The following is a 12,784-nucleotide window of genomic DNA, read 5'->3' on the forward strand; positions in this document are numbered from 1 at the left end:
TCACCCCCTAGCCTTTAACATTGCATCTGCAACAAGATACGCGTCCCGCGATACCCATTCAGCTGATTTGTCATTGACGTTATCAAGCTGAGCAGGATTGGCTAAAATTCCCTGCATAGCCTTAGCAGCAAAAAAATCGCGCAATGTCGCATCACTCACCATTTCTACGCGAATTGATGCATACTCGTATTGTTCTGTCATACTCCCTCCGTTATTAACTAGAGATACTCAATTTCCCAAGTAGGGTGATAAATATCTGCTGACTTATCACCGTCCATTTTAATTTTTAACTTTCCTGCGTGGGTGCCAATTATCGTTCCTTCTCTGGCTTCTTTACTGCCCGTATATCGAACGCGGTCGCCTTTTTTGATATTTAAACCGTAAGTCTCATTTATGTAATCGAACATATCTCTATCTCCTATCTATTAATCACCAAGCCATTCAAGGTATTGCATCTCTTGAATAACTCGCTCGTCTGTTGGCTCTCGATTCTCTTTATTGCACTCCTTGCAATTAGTTGCCGCTACTGGTTGCCCCATGCAGCCACATTCACGACCAGAGCAACAGGTAATAAACTCAATGCCATCTTGGCAATATTTGTTGCTACATTTCATTGCAACTCCTATCTATTAATCAACTCACTAACCTATTGATAATCCACACTCTCGCAGTGGACGCGCTCATGCCCTTGAGTTCATGCCGCTCAATCGCCGCTAATAACTGGTGCGTATTTGGCTTGTACGCTGCTTTACCAGAGCTATTTGTAATATATGACCCTTGACCCGTCGCTACACAGGCTAGCAATCATGCTACTCAGGGGTTAGTCACTACCTAACCTTTGCCGCTATGCAACTGCGGTTTGTCCGCTTTACTTGTTACATAAATCCTCCGATTCAAACGGTTCTTCTATCTCTGACGCCACCGCTTTAACGCCAATCAAAATTTATCTATCTCTAATTAATGAATTTATTAATAAGCATCTAAACATCTACCATTGCTCAGTAACCACAGTCTCGCTGTGTTCTTTGCGTTACTGCCTACATAGGATTTACTTGTCTACCTATGGTCTAAGGTGCTAACAATGCGCCGTGGTGTTCAGCCATGACGGATATATGTTTCTCCTTGTGAAGTTACCTCACCACAGCCCACCTTGATGGACTGTAATTAGTTAACTGTGACCGACTTTCTGCTGCTCAAGTGCCCTTGCTATCATTGCAGTTGTGCGTATAGCCCATTTATCAATAATTACTCCGTTTTCCTTCACTAGAGCCATTTCCTCTGGTTTAATCATACACTCCGCATCAAGTTTGCAGCCTTTGCATTTTTTGAACTGGCTGCACCATTCGCTAGTGTCAATAGTCGTATTCATACGGATAGTCCTGATATTGACGCATGTCATCGTCTGGATGCTCGTCGAATTCTTCGATATCTTTTTCCATATCTATCCCCTTGCTGTGATGCTTCCATCACTCATAATCGGCTTGCGTAGCCGTGGTTGTTTGCGTGTATCGCATTCCTGCGAACGTTTCTGATCTTCGCTAACTGAGCATCAGTAGCATCTTTGTGATACTTGCCGATGTGCATAACTGGTAATCGCGGGTCAAATGTCCTTAGACACAACGGACAGGTAACTTTCGTTTTCATGCGCTGCTCCTATCAAATGACTTATGCAAATATTGTTATTTCATAAGTAATCTGTAGTGCATCTCATTGCCGCTCTTCCAACTTCGCATACTGCCCTGAGCCCGCCGAGTGCCCGACGCATGGTTTAAAGTCGCGCCGTTCGACTATCTTTTATCTCTGGTTGCCCTTCGATGTGATTAAATATACCTGTAGGTAATTTAATTGTAAATACCCAAAGGTAAACATTGCGTGCGAAGTTAGTTTACCTGCATGATTTTTCAGGTAATTTATTTTTAATTATTTTTGTTTAGGCGTAAAAAAAGCCCTGAAAAGGGCTTGATTATGAGAGATAGGTAAACTATCCGTGGAATTTATACTTGATGGATTGGCTAACGAGCACTTTGGCCTGAATAAAAACCCCGTCAATTTCAGCTTCGCTCAGGTGCCATGTTTCGTATCTTGGGTTATCTGAGATGATAGCGAGCTTCTTGTACTGCATTTGAAGGCGCTTAATGTAGAGTTGGTTATCTAAAACAAAAACGTAAATACCGTCACCGTCGAAATGATTAACGGTCATATCAACAAATATCTGATCTCTAGGCTCGAATGTCTCTGACATAGAGTCGCCTTTTACGGTGATCATCTTTATCGTGCTTGCTGGTCTGCCGCCAAATAGACGCTTGGCTTCTTCATCGGAATACTCAATAGCTGTGATGGTTTCTATAAACTCATCAAGCACCATTACGCCAGTTCCTGCGCTAGCTTCCACATCAAGAACTTCAACCTTATATGATCTGGATGGCTGCGGAATTTCTGATTCAACAATGCCATCCATCCACCCAGCAGGCAACCCTAAAGCATCCTGAATAGCTAAAACCATCTTGTCACCTATTCGCTTATATCCAGATTTGCTAGGCGGGTAGAGCATTCTGGATACATAGGATTTGTCTTTACCAATGGCGCGTGCAAATTCCTCTTGCGTCTCATAACGAGCAACAAGCTCAGCCAGTTTTTGGCGTCTTTTTTCAAATAATTCAGTTTCTGCGTTCATAAGTAAATCATCTATCAAAAATACCTGCTGGTAAATTGCCTGTAGGTATTGATATTTAATTTACCTACAGGTATATTTATTTCATGTTTAGGTAAACAAGGACAACAAATGGAACAATTACGGATATTCCTAAATTCCCTTTCTGTTTCTGAGCAAGAGAAGTTTGCTAAAAAATGCGGGACTTCAATTGGTTACCTCAGAAAAGCTTTAACAAAGGGCTCAAAGCTAGGAGCCGCTTTATGTGTGGCAATTGAAGTTAACAGTAATTCAAAAGTAACCAGAAAAGACCTGTACCCAGATGACTGGGAAAAGAACTGGCCTGAGCTGGCAGCGTAATAAAGTTTAAAAGCAAATCGTTTACTGAACGGCACAGTATATTGTCGGCCTCGAGGATCTGCCAAGTTGGATGGCTAAAAGTCGAATGAGAGCGAAAGAGACACTAGCTCGACAATATTTATCAACACACTCACAGGATCGTGAGCAACGGACTAACTACGTCAAAAGGAATTTAACAAATGGACTACGCAACAACACGCAAAAACTTCAATCAATTCGTATCAAATCATCTAATCGCTACGGCATTACAAGCATTGAGAACTAAGTCTCAGTCTGTAGTAGCTAAAACATTAGGTGTCCATGACTCAACCATTCTACGCAGAACTGACAAATTTCCTGAGCTATGCGAAACGCTGGCAGCTTCGGGGATTAAAGATTTCGTGCTGGAAGGTGAGAGAAAAATATCTGAGGAAGAATATCGCTTTTTGTGGAAGCAAATCGGAGAACTTTCTTTGATGAGAACAAAAGAAAACGCCACAGTTGCTGGAACAGTTGAGGCGCATTAGTAAATCATTCACGGGAGTAATTATATATGGAAGAAGAATTTTTAACAACGGATGAGGTTCATTGGCCGTTTGAAATGCCAATTGCTAATGATGAAATACTTACTGAAGGACGATTACCTAGCGAATTTAGCATAGGCGGTTGGATTTATGTCATGAGCAATCCAAGCATGCCAGAGATTTATAAAGTTGGAATGACAACTTGTTCACCAGAAAAAAGAGCCCAGGAGCTTTACTCATCTTCTGGTGTACCAACAAAGTTTAATGTTGAGCTGGCGTTTTATTCAAGTGACCCAAGAAAAGATGAAGCAACAGTTCACAGGATCCTGGCTCCATATCGCGTTAATGAATCACGGGAATTCTTCAAAGCTCCACTAGAGAAAATAAAGTGGGGGTGCAGAGAGGCAGGTATGAATTATAGAGAAAACGACATCTCAGAAATCGCAGTTCTCACTGATGTAATTTGTACCGACACACTCAAAAGGCTAAACGTCGATGAGATATTTGACTCAGAAGGCTTTTGTTACTTCGGAGATAAAAACGCAGTAGCTGAAATGCTAATAAGAATATCAGCCAGGCTAATGATGAAAACACCTGGTTACTCATTTTATATAAATGATGGAGAGGTGAGCCTTATTGAGCCAGCGGATGAGCAATACTTCAGAAGCGTTGAAAACAGGCCACAGGCAGAGATACCAAATTTTATTAAGGAGTTAATCAATGGCCAGAGCAAGAAATATTAAGCCAGGCTTTTTTACTAATGATGATTTAGCAGAGTGCGAGCCATTGGCTCGTATTCTTTTTGTAGGCTTATGGACAGTTGCCGATCGCGAAGGTCGACTGGAAGATAAACCACGCAAAATTAAAGCTATGGTTTTGCCATATGACGACGCTGATTGTGACAAATTACTCGCTCAATTACATGGTAAAAACTTTATCACTAGATATGCAGTAGATGGGAATGAGTTTATCCAGATTAATAACTGGAAGAAACACCAGAACCCTCACATGAAAGAAGCGGCTAGTGAAATACCAGAACAAGTCACGCAACCTACTGATATTAAAGAAGCACCAGAAAAGCACTATACAAGTACAGTACAAGAACAAGAAGAGAATCAAACTATCCCTGCTGATTCCCTTAACCTGATTCCTGATTCCCTTAACCTGATTCCCTATAACACCCAAGCCGAAAAAACGGCTTGTCCTGGTGATGAAAAAAAATCGTCAGGCAATGTTCAACCGATAGCAAAAAAATATGCATTCGAGGGACAGGTTATTCGACTCAATCAAAAAGACTTCGATACCTGGAAGGGATTATTTCCAAATATCGACCTGGTTGCAGAGTTAACACGTTTAGACCTGGAGTTCGAGAAGGACAAACCTAAGAACTGGTTTAGCACAGCAAGCGCGAAGCTGAACTACCAGAACAAAAACGCCAAACCTACTTGGACGCCTAACAAGCGAGTAGCCAGTGAGAACTTTGGATCCAAGGATTATGGACAAACGGATATGCCAACATGGGTGAATTAAATTATGAACCTGACAGAAAGAATTCAAGAAATCGAAAAACACCTGGCAGAGATTGATAAACAACCTGCTGAAATACCAAACACAGAAATTCATTACCTGGATATCGAATGTGAAACTCATGGAGCATACCAGGCTAGAAAACGAGTAAGCACAAGTGGATTAAAGATAGCATCCCGACCATCACCATGCCCCAAGTGCCTACTTGAAGAGCTAGAAAAGTTAAGGGCTGAAAAGCAGCAAAGTGACGAACGTGGCAAAAAGCGTCTTATTGAAAAACTCCTGGCTGAACTGAATATCCCTGAACGTTTTATTCCATGCACCCTGGATAATTACGAGCCAGTTAACCAGGATGCAGCTAGAAATCTAAGTGTTTGCAAAGCGTATGCAAACAAGTGGACGGATAGACTACGGCAGGGTGGCGGGTTGGTTATGTGTGGCAAGCCTGGAACTGGTAAAAATCATCTAGCCCTGGCTATTGCCCGACACGTTATTGAGCAACACCAGGATTCCGCACTATTCACAACCGCATTACGGATTGCCAGAAAGTTCAAATCAACCTGGAGTAAAAACGCGACCGAATCTGAGTCAGATGTCATTAGAATTTATACCAACCCTGATTTACTGATAATTGACGAAGTAGGTGTTCAATTTGGGTCTGAAGCTGAAAAGTTGATCTTGTTTGAAATCATCAACACCAGGTATGAGCGAATGAAACCAACCATTCTAATTAGCAACCAAACCAGGGAAGAACTAGGCGCGTTTATCGGCGAACGGGTCATTGACCGTATGAGTGACGGTGGCGGTTGTACATTGGCTTTCACCTGGGATAGTTACCGATCACGCAAGCAAGCAGCCTAACACACCAAATCATAAGGACTACTAGATGAGCATATTATTTCACAAGGATAGAAATTGGCTTCAAACGCCACAAATCATAACTCATGGGTTGCTAATGGATAGCAAGCAAAGATCCCTATCAATGCCAGAGGAAAAACACCTCAACCGTAAAATTCGCAGTTGCTACCCAAGGGGAAAAACATACAACAACCTTGAGAGAATTGAGTATTTCAGCAAGCGGGGATTCTAGGATGGAATATCTACGCGATATTTTAGGCACACTATTTTTCATGCTAGTTCCTATTACTGGCTTTCTATCGGTAGCTTTCCTGATTTATCACGATAAGCAAGGTTGGGGATGGTTGCTGTTCGTAGTGGTTGCTATTTCTGGCAGCTTAAAAATTAGTTATGGCAATTAAGCGAGGTGTTGAGTGATGAAAAGTGTATCGAGTATTTATTTAGTGATGGGACACAACTACGAGTCAGATGAGAGTTACCCAATCAAAGGATTCCGCACTGAAGTTATGGCTGAAAATTTTAAGACTGAAATGAGGGCTAGCAATCCTAGCGAGCACTTTTATTGGGTTGTAGTGGAGATTGAGTGATGAAAGGAACAACGTTAATTGAGCTCACAGATAATGAGTTCAAAGCATTAATTGACCTATTGGGGGAGCTAATTGGAAACTCCATGAACAGCGAAGAAGAACTCAAGTTGTACGAAAAATTAAAGGGTATGGAGGCATCTAATGCAGGGAACTAATCCAACTAATGCTATTCAACTAGAAGTTTTGTGGATGGGGAAAAATGACATTTTTGTCTTTTTCGTTAAAGGTCGAGCACCATTAGGTGTTTTGCAGGAAATAGAAACCCAGTTACTAAAAGATACTGAAGAGCATGAAATATTTACTAAACATGGCACGTATCAAATTAACGTCACAAGAGATAACGGTGAATATGATAGCCATGGTCGATGTGAAATTGCACCCTATTGGGATTTCGACATTCAATCATTTGGGCCAATGCCGGAGGAATATTATGCAGGGAACTAATTGGGTTAAGGTGAGTGAGAGATTGCCTAACGATTACGCAGTAGTTTTGACTAAAAACAATGGTGCAAATGCTAGAGCTATATTTATCTACGATGAGCAGGAAAAGCCAACTTTTATTCACTTTAGTCGAAACGGGAAAAGCAGAATACTGAGCAATGTAACTGATTGGCGCTCACCACCAATGCCAGAGGGTGAATGATGAAGATAAAACGAAAAATTCACAATAAGCTATTTCCAACTCGTAAATTGGCATTCTATCAGCATTCAAAAGTAGATGAATGGAACTCGCTAGAGTGCTACATGGACAAGTGGTTGTTAGTTATTTTATTTATCCCGATTGTTGTCATTGGAACGCTAGTAGCTGGATTTCCTACGGCATTCAAAGAGGCGACGGTTTATTTCAACAATCCATATTCAGTCGATAGCCTGACGCTCGCTGAAGTGGAGTCAATCAAGCGCCTTCAGGAGAAATAGCATGAACGAACTAAAGAAATGCCCTGAATGTAAATCAACAAAAGTTGGTGTCGCCAAAAAACTGAAATTCCCAATGTGGTTTGTAATTTGTCATTGTTGTGAACATCGAGGCATGGCGCAACCATCAGAGCATGAAGCCATAGCAGCATGGAACAGGAGAGCTAATGATGAATGAGTTAAAAAAGTGCCCGCTTTGTGGCAGCAAAGTTAAATGGTGTGGCGAGAATGAGCTAGACCCTGAAGATAATCACCTTTGTGACCATATCCAATGTACTAATGTTGATTGTGGCGCTGATTTCTCTTTTATACACAATAACGACATTTACCCTGATAATTCTGATGACATGACGCCAGAAGAATTAATGCAAATTGACCGTGATTATTCAGCGGAGCGGTTTAACAGGAGAGCTAACAGTGATAACAGTAAAAACAAGTGAGTTGACAGGCATTGCTCTAGACTGGGCTGTCACTGAAGCTATAGGTGAGCAACACAGAGAAGATGCTTACAGAAAAAAATACTCAAGTGATTGGCGTGATTGCGGAACGTTACTGGAAAGGTTCAGGATAGACGTTCATCATGAAATTGGAGGATGGTTAGCGCATAAAGACCTAGGTTTTATTGGTGCTGCAAATGACCTGAAAATCGCTATCTGTCTTGCAATAGTCGGATGGAAGTTTGGCGATGAAGTGCAAATACCCGCATCACTTCAGGAGGCTAATTGACAGATGACATCTGTCTCCATAAATCCAATCTCAAAGGCATCTTCAAAACCCTCTCAGAAGTAACAGAAACCGGCAAACGTTACCGAATCAAAATCACCGAATGGCGTGAACTCAGAACAATACCAATGAACAAAACATGGCGTATGTGGATAGAAACCACAGGCGATTGGCTGCGTGCGCGTGGTGTTGTCATTGATATTAAAAATGGCGCTGGTGAAGTCGTCCTATCAAAGCCAATCACTAATGAAGAAACGCATGAGTATTTTGTCGGTCACTGGCTAGGTCGTGATGAAAACGGAGAGCGTGAGAAAACCCGCAAGATGGATAAAGCACGGATGCTCTACATGATGGAGAAACACGAAGAATGGTGCATTGAAAAAGGCATTCCAATCATCATCCCAAACGACAGCGAATACATGAAACTCAAGGAGCAGCAAGAGAGATGAAACGGACTAACGCATTAGAGCAAATGAAAAAATGGATGGAAGTAATCCCTCAGTGCTTGCAGCCACAGAATAAGCAAGCTGACAGCGAAGAACCCAAAGAGAAGCCAGTAGCCAAGAAGCGGAGGGCGAGAAAGTGAAACGCAAATACCCAAACTTAACACTTGGAGCCAAGTTATTTATGGTGGCCATATTTGCTTGTCTATTTGCATCTGCATGGATATTTAAGGTGGCGATATATGGCTAATTTCAGGCGGCGAAAATGTAAAATATGCAATGAATGGTTTATACCCGAGAAGGATTTTGAAAAATGGTGCAGTCAAGAACACAAGGAAGAGTTAGCAATACGGATTTACAGAACAGACAGGGAGAAGAAGCAAAAAGCATTTAAAAAGCAGCAACGAGAAAAAGAAATAAAAGCCCGCGACAAACTCAAAATCAGAAAGCTATCAGTAAAACCCCTCAAATACTTCACCCAACAAGCTCAGAACGCATTTAACGCATACATCAGATATAGAGACCGAAACGAACCTTGCATCTCCTGTGAGCGATTTCACGAAGGCCAATATCATGCTGGGCATTATCGAACTACAGGCGCAAACCCTGAGCTTAGATTTAATGAGGACAACTGTCATAAGCAATGCGCCCCATGCAATAACCATCTGTCAGGCAATATCGAAAAATACACTCCTAATCTGATATAGAAAATAGGACAGGAGCGATTCGATATTTTGATGGGATTTCATGAGCTGCCAAAGTGGAAGCGTGAGGACTATGAGCGAATGCGGGACTACTACAGGAAGAAATTGAAGGAGCTGAAAGATGTTCACTGACATAGGCGCAGCAATTGAAGAGGCTAGATGGCTCAGACAGCAAACCAAGCATCACCATGTAGTCACTCAAAATAGCAAAGGATATCTAAAAGTCAGGCAAGAAACAGGATGGAGAAAGGAGTCTCTACTACGCAAAGCATATAGCACACGTTATGACTGTCATAATCACACAGTATTGCCGGAGGTAAGATGATCACGTACCACTACGATAAGCGAATACTTCCTGATGCACATCCAGAACTAGCGATGATTAGGGAAAAGGTTAGATACAATCCTGAAACTGGCAATTTCACTAGCAACCTTCATAAAGGCGTCATGGTCAAAGGTTACATGCGTGATGATGGCTATATCGGGGTTAGCGTTAACTCGAAGAAATATGCAGCGCATAGATTAGCTTGGTTCTATATGCATGGAGTATGGCCTGAAAATGACATAGACCACATCAATGGGAACACTTCAGATAATCGGCTATCAAATCTAAGACTGGCCACTTCAGCACAAAACTCATGGAATAGGAGGATAGGGAAAAACAATACCTCTGGCGCTAGATGTATATCGTTTGAAAGGAAAACAAAACGGTGGCGCATCCAGATCAATCGACTTGGCCATAAGTTTTATTTGGGTAGCTTCAAGGATAAAAACCAAGCTATTCGAGAGGCTAATTATTTCTTAAAGCTAAATGACGGCGAATTCTTTACTTGCGTAACAGCAAGGCACGACCTACCACAAGACCAAATAGCGTTACTTGCATTGATCAAGAAGCAGAGAGACATCGACCCGACAAGAGGGCTAGAGCCTCACGAGAGGGTGTGGATTAGCCATATTCTAAGTGGTTGGGGGGCATGGGCTTATGATGGGCTGGAAGAAAAAGGGAAAATAAGCCCAATCGGTCGCTTTATGGAATCTGTATCTGGTCGGGGGGCCATAACAGCAGATGGAATAACAGCGATAATCGAAGGGCTTCATTCTCGTGGCTACACTGGAAATGAGCTTATCAAAAAACTCTCGCAAATAATCGCAAATCTTAAGCATCGTTCAGTTCCAAAGTGTTCTGATGATTTAGGCGGGTATGTCGATAGTATGCTAATTAAGGTGTTTGGCGCTAACTCTCCACTCATTAGAGTTGCAGTTAACTATTATGTATATGGGCACAGAATAGAAACTATCGCTCAGTTTTTAATGAAGATCACTAGCGGGGCATTAACCATGCCTCAAGCAAGAGATAGGGTTAGATGGTGCATTAGAATAATTGAGGCAAAGATGCAGAAGGCAATAACTACTGACCTTAATAATGGAAAGGAGATTGATGATAAATTCGAATAAGAAAAAGTAATGCAAATAGTTGCAAAAAAATTATTACCTGATATATTTATGTTATCCTCCGCTAGTTATTGCGTTCGGAGTGTTTAAATAATTAATAGAGCCTCACTTCGGTGGGGCTTTTTATTGCCAAAATTCCAACGTGTAAGTAATCCTTACAAGTTCACATTCAAGAGGTCGCCTAGTGCGGCCTTTTTCTTTTTTAGGGTAATTATGAAAATTTATATTGCAGGTCCTATGTCAGGGTTGCGTGATTGTAATCGCTCTGAGTTCAATCGAGTGGCTGATATTCTCACCAAGAATGGTGATGTTGTACTAAACCCCGCCACTCTCCCTGATGGATTATCTCAAGCTGATTACATGGCTGTATGTATTGCAATGCTTCAGCGATGCGATGCAATTTTAATGCTGAATGGATGGCAGGGTAGTGAGGGAGCTAAGGCTGAACATGCATTAGCTAAAAAACTCGGGCTAGAGTTTCTCACATTGAATCAGCCATTCTTCCCGTAACAAATACGCCGCCACAGAATTCTAATCACACACACTTAATTGACGCATAGAGATTGTGCGCGGCTATCTATTAACTTTAATCACGGAACACTCCGCAAGGGGGTGTATATGCGTATGCAAGAAAAATACTCCAGCCCCTTTGCTTATGCGTGGGGTGTGTTAACCGCCACGATTGGCGCTATGTCATTAGATCAATGGGCGGTTCTGATTGGTATTTTATGTACCGTTGGAACATTTGCAGTTAATTGGCATTACAAGCGTAAAGAATTCAACTTAAAGGCACTTAGAAATGGCAAAGATACCTAAGAAAATAACTGCTGCGATTGGTGGTGGTGTTATTGGCCTGTCAGTTGCAATGATTTCTCTATTCGAGGGTGTGGAGCACAAACCATACAAAGACGTGGTGGGTATTACAACGGTGTGTTATGGGCACACTGGTAGCGATATTGTTTACGGTAAAACATACACCGAGGCAGAGTGCTTGGCTTTACTTGAAAAAGACCTCAGCAAAGTCAGAAAGGGTGTAGACCCTCTAATCAAAGTCGATATTGACGATAACACCAGAGCCGCTATTTATTCATTTACCTACAACGTAGGCACAGGTGCTTTTGCACGTTCTACGATGCTGAAGAAATTGAATGCAGGCGATATCGCTGGTGCTTGCAATGAATTAAAACGCTGGACTTATGCAGGTGGTAAAGAATGGAAAGGCCTAATAACACGCAGAGAGATAGAAAAAGCCGTATGCCTTGGAAGGTTCGACTAGGCTTACTTTTATTCTTTATCGGATTCCCCGCTTACTTGGCGGCTGGCGTATATGTACTCAGAGACGATACCTGCAGTATTGACAAGATAAGTTTAGAAAAGCGCTGTCAAAAAGCTATCGATCACTATAAGGGCAGACAGGTGAACTTATGAAGATAGATAGCTCAACTTGGTTGTTTCTTATGGTGGTTGGTCTGGGTTGGTGGGCTGTAAGTGAGTATGAAAGTAATTCACTGTTGAAAGATGACAACTTTAAGAAAAGCAAAATCATTGCCACTCAGTCGCTTCAATTCAATCGCTTTAATCAAATGGCAACCACGGCTTATCGCTATGGCATTCAGGCAGAAGTTAAGTCACAGGAGAGAGTAATTGAATACAGAACGATTCTTAAAAAAGAGCCTACTTGTGATTTGCCTGTGCCTCAGTCTATTGCTGATAGGTTGCTCAAATACACCGATAGTCTTAGGTCAATGTACACCGATACCGGAAACATTAACTCAACCAGTGTTAGTGCCGCTCCCCCCCAAACTTTAACCTATTGTGAAGCAGTTGGTTGGGTGGATTTTTTATTAGCAGCGCTTGATAAGGCTAATGGGCAATTAAAGGGCATTCGAGACATTGAACAACAACGAGCCTCCAATATCGGAGCCTCATAACGCATAACCCCGACAAGGTTAGATAATTTGTTAAACCGATAAAGAGGTGATCCAAATATCTTGACTGCTAGGAACAGACTAGAAGTGGCTTAGCAGAGTATCGCTAGGCTGCGAACTCTACGCATTTCACC

General features: G+C 41.9%; 26 protein-coding genes and 1 pseudogene. 22 read left to right on the plus strand and 5 right to left on the minus strand.

Annotated features, from left to right (window positions below; all coding sequences use genetic code 11):
- The 5 genes from PSF28_RS00935 to PSF28_RS00955 form a co-directional block, all read right to left on the minus strand.
- Positions 1–201, minus strand: coding sequence for a hypothetical protein (locus PSF28_RS00935; RefSeq protein ID WP_272684495.1), 201 nt, complete (start codon positions 199–201; stop codon positions 1–3).
- Positions 202–218: 17 nt separating this feature from the next.
- Positions 219–407, minus strand: a complete 189-nt coding sequence (locus PSF28_RS00940; RefSeq protein WP_272684477.1) for a hypothetical protein — start codon at positions 405–407, stop codon at positions 219–221.
- An 18-nt stretch (positions 408–425) separates the two neighbouring features.
- The gene (locus PSF28_RS00945) at positions 426–614 is read right to left on the minus strand and encodes a hypothetical protein (protein ID WP_109395762.1); all 189 of its coding nucleotides are present in this window, start codon (positions 612–614) and stop codon (positions 426–428) included.
- Between the two features lie 554 nt (positions 615–1,168).
- Complete coding sequence (locus tag PSF28_RS00950; RefSeq protein WP_272684478.1) at positions 1,169–1,369, minus strand: antirestriction Ral family protein; 201 nt, start codon at positions 1,367–1,369, stop codon at positions 1,169–1,171.
- Between the two features lie 612 nt (positions 1,370–1,981).
- The gene (locus tag PSF28_RS00955) at positions 1,982–2,674 is read right to left on the minus strand and encodes an XRE family transcriptional regulator (protein WP_210849376.1); all 693 of its coding nucleotides are present in this window, start codon (positions 2,672–2,674) and stop codon (positions 1,982–1,984) included.
- Positions 2,675–2,782: 108 nt separating this feature from the next.
- Here PSF28_RS00955 and PSF28_RS00960 point away from each other — a divergent pair, with 108 nt between their 5' ends.
- The 22 genes and pseudogenes from PSF28_RS00960 to PSF28_RS01065 all read left to right on the plus strand — a co-directional run bounded on the left by PSF28_RS00960 (position 2,783) and on the right by PSF28_RS01065 (position 12,653).
- Positions 2,783–3,010 carry a transcriptional regulator gene (locus PSF28_RS00960; protein ID WP_071548404.1) on the plus strand — a complete coding sequence of 76 codons (228 nt, stop codon included), beginning with the start codon at positions 2,783–2,785 and terminating at the stop codon, positions 3,008–3,010.
- A gap of 179 nt (positions 3,011–3,189) precedes the next feature.
- Positions 3,190–3,516, plus strand: coding sequence for a hypothetical protein (locus PSF28_RS00965; RefSeq protein WP_272684479.1), 327 nt, complete (start codon positions 3,190–3,192; stop codon positions 3,514–3,516).
- A gap of 26 nt (positions 3,517–3,542) precedes the next feature.
- Entirely contained in the window at positions 3,543–4,256 is a 714-nt protein-coding gene (locus PSF28_RS00970; protein WP_210845204.1) for a GIY-YIG nuclease family protein, read from the plus strand.
- Positions 4,234–5,043, plus strand: coding sequence for a hypothetical protein (locus tag PSF28_RS00975; protein WP_272684480.1), 810 nt, complete (start codon positions 4,234–4,236; stop codon positions 5,041–5,043). The genes PSF28_RS00970 and PSF28_RS00975 overlap by 23 nt, the downstream gene beginning before the upstream one ends.
- A gap of 3 nt (positions 5,044–5,046) precedes the next feature.
- Positions 5,047–5,901, plus strand: a complete 855-nt coding sequence (locus PSF28_RS00980; protein ID WP_272684481.1) for an ATP-binding protein — start codon at positions 5,047–5,049, stop codon at positions 5,899–5,901.
- Between the two features lie 230 nt (positions 5,902–6,131).
- Complete coding sequence (locus PSF28_RS00985; RefSeq protein WP_154634904.1) at positions 6,132–6,299, plus strand: hypothetical protein; 168 nt, start codon at positions 6,132–6,134, stop codon at positions 6,297–6,299.
- 185 nt (positions 6,300–6,484) lie between these two features.
- Positions 6,485–6,640: a hypothetical protein gene (locus PSF28_RS00990; protein WP_272684482.1), complete on the plus strand. Its 156-nt coding sequence runs from the start codon at positions 6,485–6,487 to the stop codon at positions 6,638–6,640.
- A complete protein-coding gene (locus tag PSF28_RS00995) occupies positions 6,627–6,929 on the plus strand; it encodes a hypothetical protein (RefSeq protein WP_272684483.1) in 303 nt (100 codons plus the stop codon). The genes PSF28_RS00990 and PSF28_RS00995 overlap by 14 nt, the downstream gene beginning before the upstream one ends.
- Complete coding sequence (locus PSF28_RS01000; protein WP_272684484.1) at positions 6,916–7,128, plus strand: DUF551 domain-containing protein; 213 nt, start codon at positions 6,916–6,918, stop codon at positions 7,126–7,128. Before PSF28_RS00995 ends, PSF28_RS01000 begins: the two co-directional genes overlap by 14 nt.
- Complete coding sequence (locus PSF28_RS01005; RefSeq protein ID WP_272684485.1) at positions 7,125–7,403, plus strand: hypothetical protein; 279 nt, start codon at positions 7,125–7,127, stop codon at positions 7,401–7,403. Before PSF28_RS01000 ends, PSF28_RS01005 begins: the two co-directional genes overlap by 4 nt.
- A gap of 1 nt (position 7,404) precedes the next feature.
- Positions 7,405–7,578 carry a Lar family restriction alleviation protein gene (locus PSF28_RS01010; protein WP_272684486.1) on the plus strand — a complete coding sequence of 58 codons (174 nt, stop codon included), beginning with the start codon at positions 7,405–7,407 and terminating at the stop codon, positions 7,576–7,578.
- Entirely contained in the window at positions 7,568–7,840 is a 273-nt protein-coding gene (locus PSF28_RS01015; protein ID WP_272684487.1) for a Lar family restriction alleviation protein, read from the plus strand. The genes PSF28_RS01010 and PSF28_RS01015 overlap by 11 nt, the downstream gene beginning before the upstream one ends.
- Before the next feature lies 1 nt (position 7,841).
- Entirely contained in the window at positions 7,842–8,126 is a 285-nt protein-coding gene (locus tag PSF28_RS01020; RefSeq protein ID WP_259672910.1) for a hypothetical protein, read from the plus strand.
- On the plus strand, positions 8,123–8,572 hold the full coding sequence (locus PSF28_RS01025; RefSeq protein WP_272684488.1) for a hypothetical protein: 450 nt from the start codon (positions 8,123–8,125) through the stop codon (positions 8,570–8,572). The genes PSF28_RS01020 and PSF28_RS01025 overlap by 4 nt, the downstream gene beginning before the upstream one ends.
- Entirely contained in the window at positions 8,569–8,709 is a 141-nt protein-coding gene (locus PSF28_RS01030) for a hypothetical protein (RefSeq protein ID WP_272684489.1), read from the plus strand. The genes PSF28_RS01025 and PSF28_RS01030 overlap by 4 nt, the downstream gene beginning before the upstream one ends.
- Positions 8,710–8,808: 99 nt before the next feature.
- A pseudogene (locus PSF28_RS01035) lies at positions 8,809–9,402 on the plus strand (recombination protein NinG).
- On the plus strand, positions 9,392–9,595 hold the full coding sequence (locus PSF28_RS01040; RefSeq protein WP_187550043.1) for a hypothetical protein: 204 nt from the start codon (positions 9,392–9,394) through the stop codon (positions 9,593–9,595). The pseudogene PSF28_RS01035 and the gene PSF28_RS01040 overlap by 11 nt, the downstream one beginning before the upstream one ends.
- On the plus strand, positions 9,592–10,725 hold the full coding sequence (locus PSF28_RS01045) for an HNH endonuclease signature motif containing protein (RefSeq protein WP_272684490.1): 1,134 nt from the start codon (positions 9,592–9,594) through the stop codon (positions 10,723–10,725). The genes PSF28_RS01040 and PSF28_RS01045 overlap by 4 nt, the downstream gene beginning before the upstream one ends.
- 210 nt (positions 10,726–10,935) lie before the next feature.
- Positions 10,936–11,232, plus strand: a complete 297-nt coding sequence (locus PSF28_RS01050; RefSeq protein WP_272684491.1) for a DUF4406 domain-containing protein — start codon at positions 10,936–10,938, stop codon at positions 11,230–11,232.
- Between the two features lie 108 nt (positions 11,233–11,340).
- Complete coding sequence (locus PSF28_RS01055; RefSeq protein ID WP_272515436.1) at positions 11,341–11,538, plus strand: phage holin family protein; 198 nt, start codon at positions 11,341–11,343, stop codon at positions 11,536–11,538.
- Complete coding sequence (locus PSF28_RS01060; protein ID WP_272684492.1) at positions 11,522–11,998, plus strand: lysozyme; 477 nt, start codon at positions 11,522–11,524, stop codon at positions 11,996–11,998. Before PSF28_RS01055 ends, PSF28_RS01060 begins: the two co-directional genes overlap by 17 nt.
- A gap of 148 nt (positions 11,999–12,146) precedes the next feature.
- Complete coding sequence (locus PSF28_RS01065; RefSeq protein ID WP_272684493.1) at positions 12,147–12,653, plus strand: hypothetical protein; 507 nt, start codon at positions 12,147–12,149, stop codon at positions 12,651–12,653.
- Positions 12,654–12,784: the final 131 nt, after the last annotated feature.

It is taken from the genome of Providencia sp. PROV130, from assembly GCF_028482225.1.
Classification (GTDB): Bacteria; Pseudomonadota; Gammaproteobacteria; order Enterobacterales; family Enterobacteriaceae; genus Providencia; species Providencia rettgeri.

Excerpts from the sequence above, each read along its gene's own strand:
- PSF28_RS00935 (WP_272684495.1), bottom strand. The coding sequence starts at position 201 with ATGACAGAACAATACGAGTATGCATCAATTCGCGTAGAAATGGTGAGT.
- PSF28_RS00940 (WP_272684477.1), bottom strand. The coding sequence starts at position 407 with ATGTTCGATTACATAAATGAGACTTACGGTTTAAATATCAAAAAAGGC.
- PSF28_RS00945 (WP_109395762.1), bottom strand. The coding sequence starts at position 614 with ATGAAATGTAGCAACAAATATTGCCAAGATGGCATTGAGTTTATTACC.
- PSF28_RS00950 (WP_272684478.1), bottom strand. The coding sequence starts at position 1,369 with ATGAATACGACTATTGACACTAGCGAATGGTGCAGCCAGTTCAAAAAA.
- PSF28_RS00955 (WP_210849376.1), bottom strand. The coding sequence starts at position 2,674 with ATGAACGCAGAAACTGAATTATTTGAAAAAAGACGCCAAAAACTGGCT.
- PSF28_RS00960 (WP_071548404.1), top strand. The coding sequence starts at position 2,783 with ATGGAACAATTACGGATATTCCTAAATTCCCTTTCTGTTTCTGAGCAA.
- PSF28_RS00965 (WP_272684479.1), top strand. The coding sequence starts at position 3,190 with ATGGACTACGCAACAACACGCAAAAACTTCAATCAATTCGTATCAAAT.
- PSF28_RS00970 (WP_210845204.1), top strand. The coding sequence starts at position 3,543 with ATGGAAGAAGAATTTTTAACAACGGATGAGGTTCATTGGCCGTTTGAA.
- PSF28_RS00975 (WP_272684480.1), top strand. The coding sequence starts at position 4,234 with ATGGCCAGAGCAAGAAATATTAAGCCAGGCTTTTTTACTAATGATGAT.
- PSF28_RS00980 (WP_272684481.1), top strand. The coding sequence starts at position 5,047 with ATGAACCTGACAGAAAGAATTCAAGAAATCGAAAAACACCTGGCAGAG.
- PSF28_RS00985 (WP_154634904.1), top strand. The coding sequence starts at position 6,132 with ATGGAATATCTACGCGATATTTTAGGCACACTATTTTTCATGCTAGTT.
- PSF28_RS00990 (WP_272684482.1), top strand. The coding sequence starts at position 6,485 with ATGAAAGGAACAACGTTAATTGAGCTCACAGATAATGAGTTCAAAGCA.
- PSF28_RS00995 (WP_272684483.1), top strand. The coding sequence starts at position 6,627 with ATGCAGGGAACTAATCCAACTAATGCTATTCAACTAGAAGTTTTGTGG.
- PSF28_RS01000 (WP_272684484.1), top strand. The coding sequence starts at position 6,916 with ATGCAGGGAACTAATTGGGTTAAGGTGAGTGAGAGATTGCCTAACGAT.
- PSF28_RS01005 (WP_272684485.1), top strand. The coding sequence starts at position 7,125 with ATGATGAAGATAAAACGAAAAATTCACAATAAGCTATTTCCAACTCGT.
- PSF28_RS01010 (WP_272684486.1), top strand. The coding sequence starts at position 7,405 with ATGAACGAACTAAAGAAATGCCCTGAATGTAAATCAACAAAAGTTGGT.
- PSF28_RS01015 (WP_272684487.1), top strand. The coding sequence starts at position 7,568 with ATGATGAATGAGTTAAAAAAGTGCCCGCTTTGTGGCAGCAAAGTTAAA.
- PSF28_RS01030 (WP_272684489.1), top strand. The coding sequence starts at position 8,569 with ATGAAACGGACTAACGCATTAGAGCAAATGAAAAAATGGATGGAAGTA.
- PSF28_RS01040 (WP_187550043.1), top strand. The coding sequence starts at position 9,392 with ATGTTCACTGACATAGGCGCAGCAATTGAAGAGGCTAGATGGCTCAGA.
- PSF28_RS01045 (WP_272684490.1), top strand. The coding sequence starts at position 9,592 with ATGATCACGTACCACTACGATAAGCGAATACTTCCTGATGCACATCCA.
- PSF28_RS01050 (WP_272684491.1), top strand. The coding sequence starts at position 10,936 with ATGAAAATTTATATTGCAGGTCCTATGTCAGGGTTGCGTGATTGTAAT.
- PSF28_RS01055 (WP_272515436.1), top strand. The coding sequence starts at position 11,341 with ATGCGTATGCAAGAAAAATACTCCAGCCCCTTTGCTTATGCGTGGGGT.
- PSF28_RS01060 (WP_272684492.1), top strand. The coding sequence starts at position 11,522 with ATGGCAAAGATACCTAAGAAAATAACTGCTGCGATTGGTGGTGGTGTT.
- PSF28_RS01065 (WP_272684493.1), top strand. The coding sequence starts at position 12,147 with ATGAAGATAGATAGCTCAACTTGGTTGTTTCTTATGGTGGTTGGTCTG.